The organism is Gemella morbillorum (assembly GCF_900476045.1).
Taxonomy (GTDB): Bacteria; Bacillota; Bacilli; order Staphylococcales; family Gemellaceae; genus Gemella; species Gemella morbillorum.
Map to the genome: position 1 here is coordinate 1,000,781 of NZ_LS483440.1, position 19,942 is coordinate 1,020,722.

The 19,942-nt window shown below is 29.8% G+C and carries 14 protein-coding genes; 1 reads left to right on the top strand and 13 read right to left on the bottom strand.

What is annotated here, in order from left to right; all coding sequences use genetic code 11:
* The 12 genes from DQN46_RS04950 to glgB form a co-directional block, all read right to left on the bottom strand.
* Complete coding sequence (locus tag DQN46_RS04950; RefSeq protein WP_111743227.1) at positions 1 to 846, bottom strand: sulfite exporter TauE/SafE family protein; 846 nt, start codon at positions 844 to 846, stop codon at positions 1 to 3.
* Between the two features lie 16 nt (positions 847 to 862).
* A complete protein-coding gene (locus tag DQN46_RS04955; protein ID WP_111743228.1) occupies positions 863 to 1,498 on the bottom strand; it encodes a thiamine diphosphokinase in 636 nt (211 codons plus the stop codon).
* Positions 1,498 to 2,142 carry a ribulose-phosphate 3-epimerase gene (gene rpe, locus DQN46_RS04960; protein ID WP_004631759.1) on the bottom strand — a complete coding sequence of 215 codons (645 nt, stop codon included), beginning with the start codon at positions 2,140 to 2,142 and terminating at the stop codon, positions 1,498 to 1,500. Before rpe ends, DQN46_RS04955 begins: the two co-directional genes overlap by 1 nt.
* A 2-nt stretch (positions 2,143 to 2,144) precedes the next feature.
* Positions 2,145 to 3,026 (bottom strand): ribosome small subunit-dependent GTPase A, encoded by an 882-nt coding sequence (rsgA, locus tag DQN46_RS04965; protein WP_111743229.1) that lies wholly within the window; start codon positions 3,024 to 3,026, stop codon positions 2,145 to 2,147.
* 25 nt (positions 3,027 to 3,051) lie between these two features.
* Positions 3,052 to 4,752 carry a DNA repair protein RecN gene (gene recN, locus DQN46_RS04970; protein ID WP_111743230.1) on the bottom strand — a complete coding sequence of 567 codons (1,701 nt, stop codon included), beginning with the start codon at positions 4,750 to 4,752 and terminating at the stop codon, positions 3,052 to 3,054.
* A gap of 11 nt (positions 4,753 to 4,763) precedes the next feature.
* The gene (locus DQN46_RS04975) at positions 4,764 to 5,573 is read right to left on the bottom strand and encodes a TlyA family RNA methyltransferase (RefSeq protein ID WP_111743231.1); all 810 of its coding nucleotides are present in this window, start codon (positions 5,571 to 5,573) and stop codon (positions 4,764 to 4,766) included.
* A 160-nt stretch (positions 5,574 to 5,733) separates the two neighbouring features.
* Positions 5,734 to 6,474, bottom strand: a complete 741-nt coding sequence (locus DQN46_RS04980; RefSeq protein WP_224207397.1) for a phage tail tip lysozyme — start codon at positions 6,472 to 6,474, stop codon at positions 5,734 to 5,736.
* 248 nt (positions 6,475 to 6,722) lie between these two features.
* Complete coding sequence (locus DQN46_RS04985; RefSeq protein WP_111743232.1) at positions 6,723 to 9,116, bottom strand: glycogen/starch/alpha-glucan phosphorylase; 2,394 nt, start codon at positions 9,114 to 9,116, stop codon at positions 6,723 to 6,725.
* Between the two features lie 52 nt (positions 9,117 to 9,168).
* Positions 9,169 to 10,587 carry a glycogen synthase GlgA gene (glgA, locus tag DQN46_RS04990; RefSeq protein WP_111743233.1) on the bottom strand — a complete coding sequence of 473 codons (1,419 nt, stop codon included), beginning with the start codon at positions 10,585 to 10,587 and terminating at the stop codon, positions 9,169 to 9,171.
* A 152-nt stretch (positions 10,588 to 10,739) separates the two neighbouring features.
* A complete protein-coding gene (glgD, locus tag DQN46_RS04995; RefSeq protein WP_004631741.1) occupies positions 10,740 to 11,855 on the bottom strand; it encodes a glucose-1-phosphate adenylyltransferase subunit GlgD in 1,116 nt (371 codons plus the stop codon).
* 1 nt (position 11,856) lies between these two features.
* On the bottom strand, positions 11,857 to 13,029 hold the full coding sequence (locus DQN46_RS05000) for a glucose-1-phosphate adenylyltransferase (protein ID WP_004631738.1): 1,173 nt from the start codon (positions 13,027 to 13,029) through the stop codon (positions 11,857 to 11,859).
* A gap of 27 nt (positions 13,030 to 13,056) precedes the next feature.
* Complete coding sequence (gene glgB / locus DQN46_RS05005; protein ID WP_170120649.1) at positions 13,057 to 14,898, bottom strand: 1,4-alpha-glucan branching protein GlgB; 1,842 nt, start codon at positions 14,896 to 14,898, stop codon at positions 13,057 to 13,059.
* A 359-nt stretch (positions 14,899 to 15,257) separates the two neighbouring features.
* Between glgB and DQN46_RS05010 the strand changes: the two genes are divergently transcribed.
* Positions 15,258 to 17,108, top strand: coding sequence for a glycoside hydrolase family 13 protein (locus DQN46_RS05010; protein WP_004631734.1), 1,851 nt, complete (start codon positions 15,258 to 15,260; stop codon positions 17,106 to 17,108).
* Between the two features lie 44 nt (positions 17,109 to 17,152).
* Here the strand turns inward: DQN46_RS05010 and ppc are convergent, their stop codons facing one another.
* Positions 17,153 to 19,843 (bottom strand): phosphoenolpyruvate carboxylase, encoded by a 2,691-nt coding sequence (gene ppc / locus DQN46_RS05015; RefSeq protein ID WP_111743235.1) that lies wholly within the window; start codon positions 19,841 to 19,843, stop codon positions 17,153 to 17,155.
* Positions 19,844 to 19,942: the final 99 nt, after the last annotated feature.

Consider the following 19,942-nt stretch of genomic DNA (forward strand, 5'->3'; position numbering starts at 1 on the left):
TTACAGCACCCCCATACCTTTTAAAAACATATTTATTATAGTAAATAAAAGTATCGGTAAGAATATATATCTAATATATTTTGCATCCAATCTTTGCATTACTTTAGCACCTGTTCTCGATCCAATAAGTGTACCTAATGCAATAGGAGCTGCTATAGCGGGATTTATTGTCCCATTGAAAAAATATATTAATGCACTGGCAGTTGCTGTTACCCCCATCATAAAATTACTTGTTGCAGTACTTACTTTTATAGGTAACTTCATATAATTATCCAACGCAACTACTTTGAACGCTCCGCTTCCTATTCCTAACAACCCACTAGCAAAACCTGCCCCAAACATTACAAGTGACCCTTGGGGTACATTTGTTACATTATAAGCTAAAGTTTTTCCAGTTGCTTTGTCATAATAACTTGAATTTAACTTATACTTTTCTGCATATTTATCATTCTCAACTTTTTCTTCAACTCTTTTCTTTGTAATCAAACCCGTTTTCTTTAACATTCCATAAAACGCGTTTAAGAGTATTAATGAGAAAAATATATACAATAATTTAGATGAGAATATTCCAGCCATTAATGCTCCTATCACACCACCTGCTGTTGTAAATATTTCTAATAACATACCTACTCTCATATTGCTAACATGGTCTTTTACAAAAGCAATAGCAGAACCACTACTAGTCGCAATTACCGCTACTATACTTGCTCCTATAGCATATTTTATATCTATTCCAAAAAGTATAGTCAATGCTGGAGTTACTATAAGCCCTCCGCCTAAACCGACTAGAGAACCTAGAAATCCTGCACAAATGGCTATTACTATAAACTGAATTACTTCTATCATAATTAAATTCTTCTTTCTAATCTTTTGAATATATAACTAATACATTTTTATTAACTTCTAACTTTATATCATTTTCTCCACAAAATTCATTACTTGTAGCATTAGGCCTATCTAGTGTCAAAAGTAAATTCTCCGCCTCATACTTAGAGTTTTTTATAGTCATTTTTGTATCTTGAAAAATTGGAATAATTGAAAAATATTTATAACCTTTTTTTGGGGGAAATACATTTTTTTCACTTTTAGCAATTGTAATAATATTATTGTCATCTATTATACTCAGCTCAATTCTTTCATATTTCTCATTATTTAAAAGAAAAATATTGCCAAAAAAATGATCTAACCTTTTCCCAGTAGCTCCATATATATTTATTTTTTCTATACTTGGATAAAGTCTTACCAATTCTTCTAATGCATAATCTGCATCTGTTAAGTCTTGACTTTCTTTTATTTTAAAATTTTCTGATATACTTTCTATTTTCTTTCTGTCAGATTCAGAAATTGAATCAAAATCTCCACAACTTAATAGAGGTCTTATTCCTTTATCGGCTAAATATAAAGCTCCTTTATCTACTCCGCACCATACCCCTATTGTTGGTACTTCAGTTGGGAATTCTCCCCCCAACATAATATTTACTTCTCTTTGTTCATTCATTATCTTAACAACTCACCTAATGTTTTTTCTTTGTCTTCTGCACCAAATAAGAAAGAACCACAAACTAATAAATCTGCTCCTTTATCACGACAAAGTTTTGATGTTTCTACATTAACTCCACCATCTACTTGAATTAGAAAACTATATCCCTTTTCTTCTCTAATTTTCGCTAATTCTTCTATTTTTTCTAACATTTCCGGAATAAATTTTTGTCCTCCAAATCCAGGATTAACAGTCATAATCAGTACATAATCTAATTTTGGTAGTAGGTATTTTACACTCTCAATTGGAGTTTGTGGATTTAAAACCATCCCCGCTTTCTTCCCTGAATTTTTGATAATTTGAATTACCCTATCAGCATGATTAGTTGCTTCTATATGAAATGATACCATATCACAACCTGCGTTACAGAATCTTTCTACATACTCTTCTGGTCGTGCTATCATTAGATGACAATCAAAAATTTTATCTGTTTTTGAGCGAATAGCTTCGATAATTGGAAATCCAAAAGAAATGTTAGGAACAAAATTCCCATCCATGACATCTATGTGAAACATATCAATTCCAATCTGCTCTAATTCTCTTACATCACGTTCCAAATTAGCAAAATCTGCTGATAAAATTGAAGGTAATATTTTTTTCATAATTATTTCTCCTTTATATATTTCTTCTTCTGTGTTTCTTTTTCTTTAAATAATAATTTATAGTCTTCATAACGACTTTCCAACACGTCGCCTGTGGCTACCGCCTCTTTTACACCACATTTTACTTCCTCAATATGATTGCAAGGTTTGAACTTACAATCATAATTATTAAATTCTGTAAATAAATATTGAATATCTTCTTTTTCTATAAAAGTTATATCTAATGACGAAAATCCTGGTGTATCTGCTATATAAAAATCGTCTACTTGGTAAAACTCTATATGTCTTGTCGTATGGCGCCCACGCCCTAGATGTTTAGATATTTCTCCAGTTTCTATATCCAAGTTTGTTGTTAATGTGTTTATGAGTGTACTTTTCCCAGCTCCAGATTGACCAGAAATTGCAACATATTTTCTTGAAATTAATTTTTTTAATTTAGCTATATCTTCTTTAGTATTGCTTAAAACTATATATCCTATTTTTTTATAATAATCCATTATAGTTTTTATATTGTCTAACTCTTCTTTTGATAATAAGTCTAACTTTGTGAAAATTATTATAATATCAACGTGACTATTTTCATTTAAGCATATCAACTTATTTAAAAGCTTACTAGAAAAATCCGGTTCTTTAACTGAAACAATAATAATACTGTAATCTATATTAGATACTTTAGGTCTTAATAACTCATTTTTTCTTTCAAGTATTTCTACTACATATCCTGTATTATTATCACTCATCTGAATTTTAACATCATCTCCTACAAGTGGAGTAATATTGTCGTTTCTAAAATTACCACGTGCTCGGCATGTTATCAACTCATCTTGGCATTGTACATAATAAAAACCACTAAGTGCTTTTAAAATTTTTCCTTCTTTTATCATAGTCCTCCTTTTGACCTTTTTATAGTTATTGAAATTTTTTTGTTTTAATTTCTTCTTTTGTCTTTTCTGCTAATTTTAACATTTCTATAGCATGCTCTTCTGATAATCTTGTCATCTTATCACCTGATATCATACGTGCAACTTCTTCTATTTTTTGTTGCCTATCTAATTCTTTAATTGATGTTAGTGTTCGTTTATCTATTACTTCTTTACTAATTAACAGATTAGTATCAGCAAGAGCAGTTGTTTGTGGTAAATGTGATATACATAATACTTGTGAACCAACACCTAATTGATACATTTTCTCTGCCATTCGTTGTGATACACGACCACTTACTCCTGTATCTATTTCATCAAAAATAATTGATGTTGCTTCAATACTACGTGAGAATATAATTTTTAAAGCTAACATAACTCTAGATAATTCTCCACCAGAAGCCACTTTCGATAATGATTTTAATGGTTCCCCAAGGTTAGCACTAATTAAGATTCTTACATCATCTTTTCCATCACTTGCGTATTCTTTATCTTTAAAGTCTACTTTTATTGTGCTTTTATCCATGTACAGGAACTTCAATTCTTCTTGAATAAGACTCTCTAGTTTTTGAGCAGTTTTTTTACGTATAGTTGTTAATTTATCCCCTAGAGATTTTAACTCAGCCAATATATTCTTTTGCTCTACTATATATTTATCATAGTTTTCTTCATAATTTTCTAACTCTTCTAATTCTTCTTTAATTTCTTCTCTAAAGATTATTAAGTCGTTTAATGAACGTGAGTATTTCTTCTCAAGGTTTTTTATTTTATCCATTCTAAATATTAAACGATCTAATTTTTCTTCATCATATTCAATATCATCTGTGTAGCTAGACACTTCATATTTTAAGTCATCTAAAACATAATAAAGATTTGTTATTTCCTCGTATTTTTCTTCAAAATTACTATTATATCTACTTAATTCACCTAAATTTGATTTTATCTCTGCAAGTTTTGATAAAATTCCATATTCTCCATCAATTCCATCAGTTATGCTATAAGCTAATGTATTGACCTTTTCAAAATTTTCTAGATAATCTATATCTTTTTCTAGAGAAATATCTTCATCTTTTTTCAACTTCATCTGTGCAAGTTCTTGATATTGAAATTTTAGAAAATCAACTTTTTGAAGTATATCACTCTCCTGTTGTTTTAAATTTTCTATTTTCTCTGTGACTACTTTATATTCTTTATATTTTTCTTTATACTCCGTTCGAACTTTCTTTATTTCTTCCTTGTTAAAAGAATCAATTAAATTAAGATGATTTTTTTCTACTAAAAGAATTTGATTATCGTGTTGTTCATGCATATCCAATAAATAGACAGCTACTTTTTTTAATGTTGATAAATTAACTATTGTTCCATTTATACGACAAACGCTTTTCCCACTACTGTAAATATCACGTCGAATTATTATTACTTCATCTTCTAAATCTAAATCAAGATCTTTAAATATATTAATGACCTCTTTGTTTTTCGGAAAATCAAAAACTCCCTCAACACTTGCTTTTTCTTCCCCATATCTTATATAAGAAGTAGATGTTCTTTGTCCTGAAAGTTGTGATATAGCTGCTAATATCATTGATTTACCTGCTCCAGTCTCACCACTCAAAACAGTCAAACCATTTTTAAGTTCGATAGTAGCACTTTCTATTATTCCAAACTGTTTTATATTTAACTGTATTAACACCTATTGTCCTCCTATTTAAAATGATTATGAGCATTATTTACTATATGTTCAATATTAATAACTTTGTTTTCTATTTCTTTTGTAGCGTTATATTTTAATAACATTAAAAATTCGATATTTCCCTCTCCACCTGTTATTGGAGAATATGATAGATTTGTCATACTAAAGCCAACACTATTAGCCAGTAGTAACACTTTTTCTACAACTTCAAGTTGGACTTTTTTATCGCGAACTATACCGCCTTTCCCTACTTTGTCTCTCCCAGCTTCAAACTGAGGTTTTACTAAAGCACAAACCTCTCCTCCATCTTTTATAATCTCTGAGAGATTTGGTAAAATCAGTGATAATGAAATAAATGAAACATCTATCGATGCTATATCAATCTCATACACATCAAAATCTTCTTTGACAGAATGTCTAAAGTTAGTCTGTTCCATCACTTTTACACGCTCATCATTACGTAATTTCCAAACTAATTGATTAGTTCCAACATCTAAAGCATAAACAAATTTAGCACCATTTTGTAAAGCACAATCAGTAAATCCCCCTGTTGAAGAACCTATATCTATCATTACTTTATCTTTTACTGAAAAACCTAGTTCATTAATTGCTTTTTCTAATTTCAAGCCTCCACGGCTAACATAAGGCATTTGTTTCCCTTTTATTCTAAGCTCGGCAGTAGAATCTACTTTTTCTCCAGCCTTATCTATCCTTATATTTTCATTATAAACTATACCTGCCATAATAGCACGTTTAGCTTTTTCTCTTGACTCAAATAATCCTTGACTAACACAAAGGACATCCGCTCTTTCTTTTGCCATAATTACCTCTTTAAATTATCTAACTATCAAGCTTATATTTCTTAGCTCAATCTCTTTATCTACTTAATTTTATCATATTAATGATTTTTTATCTATGAGTTAAGATGTTTTCATAAAAAATAAGATAGAAAAAATTAATCTTTGTAGTTTTATACATAAATTAACTGCTTCTATCTTTTGTTTTTGAATACTGATTATACGTTTCTTGAGCATATTTTATTCGTTCATCTAGTGCGACAACCCCTGCTCTTTCAAAATGTTTTTCGAATACTTCAGTAGCTTCTCTGACATCTTTTAATTTTTTAAACTGCGCATATGAATACTTTCCAAATTTCATTTTTTGCATTTCATATATACTAAAATTTAATTGACCTTCCAAACTCGAAACTAAAAAATTATTTTCTTTTGTCCATTTTTCTAAGTCTGTTCTTCTTGTAAAGCTCCATTGCGCTATACCATATCCTATTTTATTACCTATCTCTTCTACAGTAGGATTCATTTTACTTTCTCTCATAAAATTCCCTAATATACCTGCAGTTGCTTCTTCACTAAATCCTTCTTCTTGATAAAAGTTCCAAGCACGCTCTACATTGGTACTACCTACTAATTGACGCTGTATAATAATCTTTGTATTATCATAATATTCAACTATGACTACTCCAACCAGTATAACTAAAAACACCCCAACTACTGTAGGCAATATCTTTTGTTTTATATTTCTTGTTGTAGTAGCAATATTCCTAACTCTTTTAGTTACTCTTAGATTTTTTGAGTGACTCCTTTTTTTATCTTTTGATTTAAAATTTTTTGTTTTATTTATCGTTCTAGTTTTCTGTGTCTTATTTTTTTCTTTACTTTGGGTTTTATTTGAATTTTTCTTTTTCGCATAACTTCTAGACAATTTTTTCGTAATAATCCTCACCCCTATTAGAATTTTATTTTCTATTTTATAATATTAACTTTATATCAACTATAAAACTAACGGAGTAGCTCAAAAAATTATTAATTCATCTAGAATAAATTTTTTGAGCCACCCCATGGTTCCATTAGATTTCGAAAGTTACAAAATGAAAACTTCCTAGAGTATCTAATTAAATATATTTAGTAATCTCTAAGCTTATAGATTACCATCCCAAATTGTAATTTTTATTATTTTACTTTTTTGATATTCCAAATATCTTTAGCATATTCTTCTACAGAACGGTCAGCTGAGAATATTCCGGCATTTGCTGTGTTAATAAGGCTCATTTGCCCCCATTTTTCTTTGTCTTGATAAGTTTTTGCAACAAGCTCTTGAGCCGCTACGTAACTTTCAAAATCAGCTAAACACATGTAGCTATCTTGTGTTAATAAGTAGTCCACAATAAAGCTAAAGTTCATTCCACCAACTGTCATTGTTCTGATAAAATCTAATGTATCTTTTATTCTAGCAGAGCTATTGTAGTATTCCCATGGTTTATAACCATGTCTATTAAGTTCATCAACTTCAGGAGTTTCCAATCCGAAGATGAAAATATTATCATCTCCTACCGCTTCATGAATTTCTACGTTAGCACCATCTAAAGTACCAAGGGTTAGAGCTCCATTTAGCATAAGTTTCATATTACCTGTTCCACTTGCCTCTTTACCAGCTTGTGAAATTTGTTCACTAATATCTGCTGCTGGTATAATCTTTTCAGCAAGTGTTACTTTATAATCTGGTAAAAATACAACCTTAATATAATCTCGAACTAATTCATCTGATTCAATTAATTGAGAGATTGAATGAATGAATTTAATAATGTTTTTCGCCATTTGATAACCTGATGAAGCTTTTGCCGCAAAGATAAATGTTCTTGGTACTGGACGCAATCCATTGTATTTAATTTCACGATATAAATAAACAATGTGTAACGCATTTAACAATTGACGTTTATACTCATGCAGACGTTTAACCTGTACATCGAAAATAGAATCTGGATTTACTGTAATACCAGTTGTTTCTTGGATATATTTAGCAAGTTGCTCTTTCTTAACTTTTTTGATTTCTTGTAATTTTTCAACAACTTTTTTGTCTTTAGCATATTTATTTAATTTATCAATTTTTGATAAATCTTTAACGAAATCATCCCCAATCAAATCTTCTAAATATTCTGCTAGTTCAGGATTAGCCTGTCCTAACCATCTTCTATGCGCAATACCATTAGTTACATTCCCAAACTTAGTTGGATAAAGTTCATGGAATGCTCTGAATGTAGAATCAACTAATATATCACTGTGAAGTTTTGATACTCCATTTACATTATGACTTCCTACTATAGAAAGATTTGCCATTCTAATTTGATTGTCATAAATAATAGCTGTTTCTGCTAAAGTATAATCTTTACCTTGATCAATTACCCATTGACAGAAACGTTTATTAATTTCTTCTATAATTGAGTAAATACGTGGTAATAAAGGTTTAAATAATTCAACTGACCATTTTTCTAATGCTTCTGCCATTATTGTATGGTTTGTATACGCAAATGTTTTTGTTGTAATATCCCATGCTTTATCCCAAGAATATCCATACTCATCTAATAATAGTCTCATAAGCTCAGGTACTCCCATAGCTGGATGAGTATCATTTATATGTAATGCAACATGTTCAAATAGATTTTCTAATGTACCAAATTCATTGTAATGATTTTTTAGTAATTGTTGAATTGATGCGCTAATGAAGAAATATTGTTGTTTAATACGCAGTTCTTTACCTTCATTCGTACTATCGGCTGGATATAATAATTTTGAGATTGACGATGCAATAGCTTCTGCTTCAGAAGATTTTGAATACTCTCCACGTTCAAACAACTTCATATTAAAGCCAGTTTTTGCTTTTGCTTCCCAAAGACGAAGTGTGTTTACAGTTCCAGTTTTATATCCAGAAATTAATAGGTCATATGGTTCGGCTTGGATTGAAGTATAATCTTTATGTTCAACTTTAAAACCATCTTCTGTTAATTTTTCCTCAACTCGGCCGTAAAATCTAACTTCAACTTCTTCATCATTACGGTAAACTAGACCGTATTTTCCAAGATCTAACCAATAATCTGGAAATTCTTGTTGCCAACCATTATTAATTACCTGCTTGAAAATTCCATATTCATATAAAATAGAGAACCCTGTAACTGGATAATCACTACTTGTTAAAGCATCTAAGTAACATGAGGCAAGACGCCCAAGTCCACCATTCCCTAATCCTGGATCTGGTTCAATATCGTAAATTTCATCTAATGAAATACCATTATCAGCAAAATATTCTCTTACATCTTTTTCTAAATCTAAGTTAAATAAATTGTTTCTTAACGTTCTACCTACTAAAAACTCCATTGACATATAATAAGCACGTTTTTGTCTAGTTTTTTTAAGTTCTTGTTCATAAGCAAATTTCTTTTCTGATAAATCTTCTCTTATCGTGCTCATGAGAGCTTCATATACTTGACGTTTACTTGCTGAATCAATTGTTAGTCCAAATTGCCTTTTTAAATACTTCTCTATTTTTTCTTTGAATCTTTTGTTCTTCATTATTCTCTCCTGAGTCTTTTTATTTATTACACATATTATATGTCCATTCTAACTACACAATCTCATTGTACATCTCGATATATTTTAATGCTGATTTTTTCCAACTAACATCTTGGTTAATAGCATTTTTCATAATTTTATTCCAATTATGACGTTCCTGATAGTAACAATATGTTGCACGATAAACAGCGTCTAGCATATCATATGCGTCAAAACTTTCAAATGTAAATCCTGTCCCGTTTTTCCCATCAAATGGTTCTACTGTATCACGCAGCCCACCTACTCGATGGACAATTGGTACTGTCGCATAACGCATAGATATTAGTTGTGATAAGCCACAAGGTTCTGTTTTCGATGGCATTAAGAACATATCACATGAACTATACACTTTTGATGACATTTCTGATGAAAACATTATTAAACTTCGTACCTTGTCATGACGACGATGTTCTAGCGAACGAAGTGCATCTTCATAATGTCTATCACCTGTTCCTAATATAATAAGTTGTGCTCCCGATTTTAAAATTTGATCTGCGACATGAAGTACCAAATCTATACCTTTTTGATGAGTAAGACGGGTTACCATCCCAATCATCGGAATATTTTCATTAACTTCAAGTGACATTTCTTCTTGGAATTTAAGTTTATTTTGAACCTTATTTTTCAAAGTTTTCAAGTCGAAATTTTGATAAATTTGTTTATCTGTCTTCGAGTTGAATTTATCTATATCTAATCCATTCACAATTCCATGGAGTTTCCCTTGCTCAATTTTTAAAATACTGTCTAATCCGTATGAGAAATATGGATCCAAAATTTCATGGGCATACGTTTCACTTACAGTACTAATTCTATCAGCTAACTGAATTGCACCTTTTAATAAATTCAAATCTCCATTATAAATAAGTGCATCAAAGTATTTATTATCTAAACCGAACAAATAACCCATATCGTATGGATTAAACTTACCTTGGAATTCTATATTGTGAATAGAAATCACACTCTTAATATCACTATAAAAATTCTCTCCACGAGATTTTAAATCATCTAAATAAATTATAGATAAAGCAGTATGCCAATCATTAGCATTAAGTACATCTGGTTTATATTCAATATGTGGTAATATCTCTAAAGCGGCTTTTGAGAAGAATGCAAATCTCTCCCCATCATCACTTTGACCATAAACACTATCTCTATTAAAATATTGTTCATTATCTATAAAGTAATATTTTACTCCATCTATTTCAGTTTCAAATATACCACAATAAACTGTTCTCCAACCTAAATTAATAAAAATATGTTGTCTATATTCTAAGTTATATTTCTCTCTATCAATAGAAGAATATAATGGCAATATCACTCTTGCCTCTATATCTTCATCTTGCAATGCTTTAGGAAGTGAGCCAATAACATCACCTAATCCACCAACTTTAACGAAAGGTGCTGCTTCTGCTGCTACGAATAATATTTTCATTTTTGTCATCTCCTTATTCGTTGTTTTATCATAAATTTATTTCCAGATAAAAGGGTTAGTATTAATTTATGATTCTTTGCTTATTATACTCCTTTTCCAATAGAAAATCGAGATTTTAATTTTTCATAAATTATCCTAACCCTAATATTTAGTTATTTTACAACTTTATTTTTCTCTACAATTACTTGACAATTTTCTGTCCCTTTTAATTCAATTTTTTCTCCTATCGTTGCAGCTTTATCTGAAATTACATAATCTAAATAAGCTGATTTTTTCACAACGCAATTAGGCATTATTATAGAATTTTTAATTACAGCACCTTCTTCTACAACTACATCACGGAATAAAATACTATCTTCAACAATTCCATTAATTTCGCATCCATCACCTAAGATAGAATTTTTAACAATTGCTCCATCTCCATACATTGTTGGTACACTATCTTGAACTCTTGTCAGTATATCTGTTCCAGATAAAAATAACTCTCTTAACTTATCTGGATTTAGTAAATCTTTATTAAAGTCATAATATTCTTGAACACTATTTATAGTTCTATTATAACTCTTAATTTCGTATGCATAAACATTTAATTTATGGAAATTTTTAGCTACATAATCTAATAATATATCTTCCCAACCTAATGTTGTTCCTTTTTGAACAATATCTTTAAACATAGATTTTGACATAATATAAATTTTAACTTGTGTTGGACAAACTTCATCATATCCATTATAGTGATATAAACTGTCATACACTCTATGTTTTTCATCAAATATAATTTGTGATTCACGTTGTTGCGGCTTTCTATATGTATAAGCTAAAGTAACATCAGCATTTGTGTTTTTATGGTATTTTACCATTTCTTTAAAATCAATATTTCCAACAATATTTGCATCTGCTAAAATACAATATTCTTCTAATAAACCATCTGAATAAGATATTGCATCACCAAGCGCTTCTATTTTGTTATGAGCAACTCTATTTGATAAGTGATTCGACATAGGTGTAATAAATTTCAAACCACTATTTTTTCTGTTCAGATCCCAGTCTTTCCCCCAACTTAAATGATCCATTAGCGACTTGTAGTGGTGATTAGTTACAACTGCTATATTAGAAACTTCAGCTTTTACTAATGATGATAACATAAAATCTATCATTCTATATCTTGAGGCAATTGATAATGATGATAATGTTCTATTTCTTACCAATCCTTGCAAGTCATCATTTCTATAATTGTCTGCGAATAATACACAAAAAGCATTTACCATATTATTTTCCCTCTACTTTCCTATTTTCTGAAACTACTTCATCTTTTCCAACTACCGTGATTTGTTCTTTTCCTAAAACAATTTCTCTGTGTCCTACCTCAATATTTTCTTTGATTACTGAACCTTCTGCAATAATTGAATTAAAGACTTTTGCACCACGCTCTATTTTAGCATTTTGCATTATAATACTTCCTACTACTTCTGCTCCCTCTTCTATAGTAACCCCTGAAGAAATTATTGATTCTGAAACTAATCCTGAAACAGACGTTCCATCAGAAATCATAGAATTTTTAACATTAGCACTCGCACTTAAGTATTGTGGCATTACCCCAGCATGACGATAGTATATTCTCCATAGTTTATCATCAATATTAAAGTTCTCTTTATTTTTAATTAAGTCCATGTTAGCTTCCCATAAACTTTCAATCGTACCTACGTCTTTCCAATAGCCATAAAACGGATATGCATAAATATTTTTACCTTCATTTAACATCATAGGAATAATATTTTTACCAAAGTCTTTTTCACTATCTGGATTTTCTTCATCTCGTACTAAATAGTCTTTTAATTGCTGCCAACTGAAAATATAAATTCCCATTGACGCTTTAGTTGAAATTGGATGTTCTGGTTTTTCTAAAAATTCAGTTACTCTTAAATCCTCGTTTGTATTAAGAATACCAAAGCGACTTGCTTCTTCAATTGGTACATTAATATGAGCAATAGTTAGATCTGCACCTTTTTGTTTGTGGAAATCCAACATTTCTTTATAGTTCATTTTATAAATGTGATCACCTGATAAAATAAGAACGTACTCTGGATCATATTGTTCAATATATTTTATATTTTGATAAATTGCATTAGCAGTTCCTTTATACCATTCTCCTGTTTTCCCTGCTGTGTAAGGTGGTAAAATTGATAATCCCCCATCCATTCTATCTAAGTCCCAAGGTTGTCCATTTCCCATATATGAATTAAGCTCTAATGGCATAAACTGCGTTAATACACCTACCGTAGAGATTCCAGAGTTTGCACAGTTTGAAAGTGGAAAATCTATAATTCTATATTTTCCACCAAACGGTACAGCTGGTTTTGCCATATCTTGTGTTAAAACTTGAAGTCTCGTTCCTTGACCTCCTGCTAATAGCATTGCTACTACTTCTTTTTTACGCGCCATAAATTTGTCCCCCGTCTTCTAAACTTATTATTTCTTTTCTATATACATTGTTGCATAAGGTGGTATATTTATACTCAAAGTATATTGGAAATTGTTTTTCTTTTTATTTAGTGTTTTTAAATTTCTATTTTGTAATGCTGTACCATCATATTTTTTAGCATCTGAATTTAATGATATTTTGTAGCTTCCCCAAGTATCCACACCTATTTCATAACCTTTTAATATTTGGCCTGAAAAATTACTTACTACTAATACTTCTTTTCCGCTATTATCAATTCTTGAAAAAGCAAAGACATTATTTGTATTATCATCAACTATATGCCATCTAAAACCGTTCCAATCACAATCATTTTGCCATAATGCAGGTGTAGATTTATAATATTTATTTAATTCTTTCACATAACGTTGGCTAAAACTATGTTTTGGGTATAGTAACAAGAACCAATCAAGTTGTCTTTCTTCATCCCATTCTATAAATTGTGCTATGTCAACACCCATAAATGTTAATTTTTTCCCAGGATGTGCAAACATATAACCTAAAAATGCTTTAAAATTAGAAAATTTATCTTCATATGCTACCGGTGCTTTATCTAAAAGTGACTTTTTCCCATGTACTACTTCATCATGAGATATTGGTAAAATATAATTTTCTGAAAAGGCATAGCACATTGAGAATGTGAATTTGTCATGTGATCCTTTTCTAAAAAATGGGTCTACTTCTAAATAATCAAGACTATCGTTCATCCATCCCATGTTCCACTTGAAATCAAATCCAAGTCCACCGTGCTCAACAGCAGCCGTTACTTTAGGATAACTTGTAGATTCTTCTGCAATCATACTAACTCCAGAATAATTTTCTTTAACATATAGATTTAGATTTTTTAGAAAATCTATCGCTTCTAAATTTTCAAAACCTCCATAGATATTCCTTGCCGATTTTTCTTCATCACGACAATAGTTTAAAAATATCATTGAACTAACCGCATCAACTCTTAATCCATCAATATGATAATCTTCAATCCAAGATATTGCGCTAGAAGTTAAAAATGATTTAACTTCATTACGTCCATAGTCAAAAACTCTAGTTCCCCACCCTTCGTGTTCCATTTTTCTTGTATCTGAATATTCATAGCAAGGTGTTCCATCAAATTCATATAATCCATGTGCATCTTTTGTAAAATGTCCTGGCACCCAATCAAGAATAACACCAATATTATTTTTATGACACTTATCAACAAAATACATAAAATCTTCTGGAGTTCCATATCTTGATGTAGGTGAAAAATATCCTGTTACTTGATAACCCCAAGATTTATCATATGGATACTCAGTTACTGGAAGTAATTCAATGTGAGTATAGTTCATTTCTTTTACATAGTTAACTAGTTCATCTGCCAACTCGCGATAACTAAATTCATCGCCGTTTTCTTTATGTTTCCAAGATCCCAAATGTACTTCATAAATATTCATAGGTTCATGGTAAGGAACTTTTCGCTTAGCCATCCACTTATCATCTTCCCATTCATATTTTGGAAGCCTATAAACCTTAGATGCAGTTTGAGGTCTAGTTTCTGCATGTACCGCATAAGGATCTGCTTTCCATAGTTCCTGACCGCTTTCTGTTACAATAATATACTTATATGAATCAAATTGTTTCACATCAGGTACTGTGATCTCATAAATTCCTTTATCATTAAAAGGTTGCATTTCATAAACATGTGGATCCCACGAACAAAACTCACCTGTCACAAAAACTTTTTTGGCTTTTGGTGCCCAAACTCTAAAGGTACAAACTCCATCTTCTAAAAATGATCCTAAAAATTTATGACTATGGTAGTTAGTTCCTTCATGAAATAAGTATTCCGCCATACTATTCACTATATAACCCCCTTTTCCAATTAAAGTAAACGTTTTCTTTTGTTGTAAAAAAAAGAAACATTAAAATAATAAATAAATAAAATAATAAATAAATTTAATTACTTTATTATTGGATTTCTTTTGCTTTTTTATACTTATATTATAACACATACCCCAATTTCTGTAAATGTTTTCTTACAAAATGATGATTGCTTTTTATACTTACAAAATAAAGAATATATAAAAGTTTTTTTATATTTTCGCATTCAATTAATTTACAATAATATTATTTTATATTACAATTATATTGTTGAAAAATTCACATATAAATTTAATGCAAAAAATATTACATTAATGGAGAAAATAAAATTATGATTATTTTTAACCCCATTTATAACAAGTTTCCTCATGGAGCAATTATAAATAAACAAAGTTTAAAATTTGAAGTGTTAATTAGAGATGATTTTTACTTTAATGATTTTAGAATAGTAATAAAAAATGAATTTACAGGAATTTCATTTTCTAAAAGCTTAACTTTTCTTGAGAAAAACTCATCTAATTATTCAAAATATTTTGTTGACTTCGGTGGTTTTGATATAGGATTATATTTTTATCATTTTGAAGTTGTATTTGATAGTTTCACCGCTTATTTGAAAAATGATAATTTAGATGCTAAATTAGTACGTGAAAATAGCGAATTACCTGATTGGCAATTGACAGTCTATGATGAAAACTTTACCACTCCTGATTGGTATAAAGGTTCTATAATGTACCAAATTTTTCCTGATAGGTTTAAACGTAGCGAAAAATATGTTGCACCTGCTGCAAAAAATGAAGATATTCGAATCAGACATAAATCATGGGATGCAATCCCCCATTCATCAATAACACATAAAGACTATGGTGCTAAAGATTTCCTAATGGGTAATTTGCTAGGTATTGAAGAAGAAAAAGATTATTTCAAAAAATTAAATATAGAAAGTATTTATCTAAATCCAATAGTTGAAAGCCCTGAAAATCACCGTTATTCTACTTCAGATTATTTTAAAGTGGATCCGTATTTTGGAACAAATGATCAATTTGAAGAATTTTGTAACAACTTTAAACAAGACAATATTAAAATAATTTTAGATGGTGTCTTCAGTCACACAGGCTCTGATAGTATTTACTTTAACAGATATAACCACTATGATAGCATAGGATCTTTTAATTCAAAAGAATCCCCTTATTATTCTTGGTTTAACTTTATTAATTTCCCTAATGAATATCATTCTTGGTGGGGATTTGATAATTTACCAACTGTAGTAAAAGAAAATAAAGAATATAGTGACTTTATTAATAATAAAGATACTGGCGTTGTCAATTTTTGGCAAAAGTTAGGTATCTCTGGTTGGCGACTTGACGTGGCTGACGAGTTTCCTGATGAATTCCTTGATCGTATTCGCGAAACAGCAAAATATTATGATAAAGACGCCTTAATTATCGGAGAAGTTTGGGAAGATGCAACGAATAAAATTTCTTATAATACACGTCGACGCTATTTCTTAGGAAAACAACTTGATAGTGTTATGAATTATCCTTGGAAAGATGCAATTATTAATTTTGTTAAGTACAATGATGCCAAGAAATTCTCAGTTGAAATATTAAAACTGGTAGAAAACTATCCACAACCCGCTCTTGATTGCATTATGAACCTATTAGATAGTCATGATACTGAACGTGTGCTTACTTTACTTGCATTTGATAATCCAGAAAGTATTCCAGTAAATGAACGTCCAACATACAAATTATCAGATGAACAATATACTAAAGCTCGAGAACTATTAAAATTTGCAAGTTTTATTCAATTTACATTACCTGGTGTCCCATGTATTTACTATGGAGATGAAATTGGTATGTATGGCTTTAGAGATCCATACAATCGTTTAGGTTTTGCTCACGATAAAAAAGATTCTGATCTACTAAATCACTATATAGAGCTGTCTAATTTTAGACATGATAATAAAGAAAACTTCATAACTGGATTCGAAATGAGTTATATTGCTGACAAATGTATCGCATACCGTAGGAATGATATTCTTTGTATTATTAATCTAGATAACAAAGCACATTTTATACCAGAATATAATGGAGAAAAAATATTTGGAAATAATAAAATATACGTCACTCCATATGGTGTAGTAATTCCACCAAGTAGTTATATAGCTGTTAAAATTAAATAAAAAAACTTTCGCAGTTTGTAATTCTAACTGCGAAAGTTTTTTTATTATCCCGAGTTTCTTAGCCCTGTTGCTATTCCATTAATAGTAATATGAATAGTGTTAACCTGTGATTCTGGAAGCTTACCTTCTCTAGCACGTTTTATTAATTCTATTTGTAAATAGTTTAATGTATTGAAGTATTGTAACCTATTATCTAAACTTTTAGTTAAATATGTATTATCTTCTAAAAATTCTTTATGTTCCGAAATTTTTAAAACTACCTCTTTTGTTAGTTGCCATTCTTTTAAAATTTCATCATATACCTGTTTTGTTTTTTGATCCTTACAAAGATTTGCATATTCTTTTGCTATTCCCATATCTGATTTTGACATAACCATATCTACATTTGATAGTAGCGATGTAAAGAACGGCCAATTTTTATACATACTGCGGAGTTTATCAATATTTTCTTTATCTTTATTAATAAAGTTTGAAAATGCAGTCCCTACTCCATACCACCCTGGCAGCATTATTCTACTTTGTGACCATGAAAATACCCAAGGAATGGCTCTTAATCCCCCAATATCTGTAATTTTTTTACGTGAAGCTGGGCGAGAACCTATATTTAGGCTTGAAATTTCTTTAATTGGCGTTGCTTCAAAAAAATAGTTATAGAAATTCGGATTTTCAAATACAAGTTTACGGTATGCTTCATAACTATCCGCCACAATTTCATCCATTATAACTTGAATTTCTGGAATATCTCTAATATCTGTGTTAACTTTATCAGCATTCATTCTTTGAATCACCGCAGAAAACAGCGCTTCTAAGTTGTAATATGCTGCATCACTATTACCGTATTTAGCTGCAATAATCTCTCCTTGTTCTGTAAGACGTATTCTATCTTGAACACTACCTAGTGGTTGAGAAATAATTGCATCATAACTTGGTCCGCCTCCACGACCTACTGTACCTCCACGACCATGGAAGAATGTGATTTTTATACCATACTTTTCTCCAAGCGATGATAATTCTTGTTGGGCCTTATATAGCGACCATCCAGATGATAAATATCCACCATCTTTATTACTATCAGAATATCCTAACATAATTTCTTGATAATTTTTATTATCACTAACCCATTTTTTCACAATATCAAGATTTAAATAATTATCCATGATTTCATAAGAATTTTCTAAATCTTCTATAGTTTCAAATAATGGTACTAACTGTAACCTTGCAAAATCTTTTCCTACTAACCCTACTTCTTTCAACATTATTGCAAGTTCTAACAAATCTGAAATACTTGTAGTATGAGATATAATATTTTGACGTATTACATTGTTTCCTAGTTTATCTTTTAAATATTTTGCTGTACGAAAAATTTCAAGTTCTTTTTTCAATTCTTCAGATTGCCTGCTATCGTCCCCTATACTAAGGGGTCGTGGATCTTCATTTAACTGTCTCAATAGTAATTTGCATTTTTCTTCTTCTGATAATGAATTATAATTTTGTTCAATATTAGCACATTTTAGAAGTTCCGCTACACATGCCTCATGAACACTAGAATCTTGACGCATATCAATGCTTGCCAGATAAAATCCAAAGATTTTAACTACATTCAATAATTCTTCAAATTCTCCAGTTATTAAAATTTCCCCTTTGTTCTCTAAAAGAGATTTTTCCATAATTTTTAAATCTTTTTCGAAATCCTCAGCACTTAAGTAAATATCACCATGCATTGTATCATTTAATAAATATTCACGAGTATTTTCTAATTTACATCTTACATAAAATATAGCTTTTCTATAAAATTCTTTTTCTCTATATTCTGATAAATCTAAAGACTTATTGGCAAGCTCACGAAGAGCTTCACTTTCTCCTATCAATTGCGATGACATAGAAAATGTACGATACAAATTATCTAACTTATTCAAATAATAATTTGTGATTAAATCACATTGCTTCATAGCAGACAGTTTTAGTGTTTCTGCTGTTACGTAGGGATTTCCATCTCTATCTCCACCTATCCACATCCCCATAGTTATAGGAGCTTCATTTTCCAATGGTATATTATGTTCTTTTAACAAGTTTTTATATTCAGTCATAAGTTTAGAGATAGCTTTTATAAACGATAAATTATAATACTCTAATACATTCGTAATTTCGTTAACTACTTTTAATTTTTTTTCACGAATTATATCACTTTGTAACAAAATTTCAATGTGTTTTTGTAAATCATTATACCATTTATTTTTATTAATTAGTCCATTTTTAACATCACGATGTTTTCTTAATAAGTTATGTAGTTTTTCTGTTAAATCTAGAATTGTTTTTCTTTGAACTTGGGTAGGATGCGCTGTTAAAACAGGTACTACATTAATATTTTCCAAAATATTAGCATCTTTTAATTTAGACATTGAATCAGATAATTTTCCTACATAAGTTTCTCCAGAATTATTTTTGTAGTTTACCTCATAAGCTAAATCAACATCTTCTGAAATATTGATTAATAATGGTAACGTTGAGAAAAAGTTAGCTACTATTTCCATCTCTTCTTGATTTAAACTCTTTATAATTTTGTTTAATTGATCATATTCTTTACTATCAGCTAATCGTTTTAATTCGATAATTTTATTAAAAGTCTCTTTTGAAGTCATCTTCTCTGTTGCTTTCAACAAAATCTGTGTTAATATTTCTATTTCTTCATGTACAATATGTTCATTTACATTACTTTCTAGTCTCTTACTTTGCATTAAACTACTCCTTACTTTAATTTTGATAATAAGATTACCATTGTAATTTTATTATCAACAATAGCCACATATTCCATTATAAAACTTTTTTCTATATAA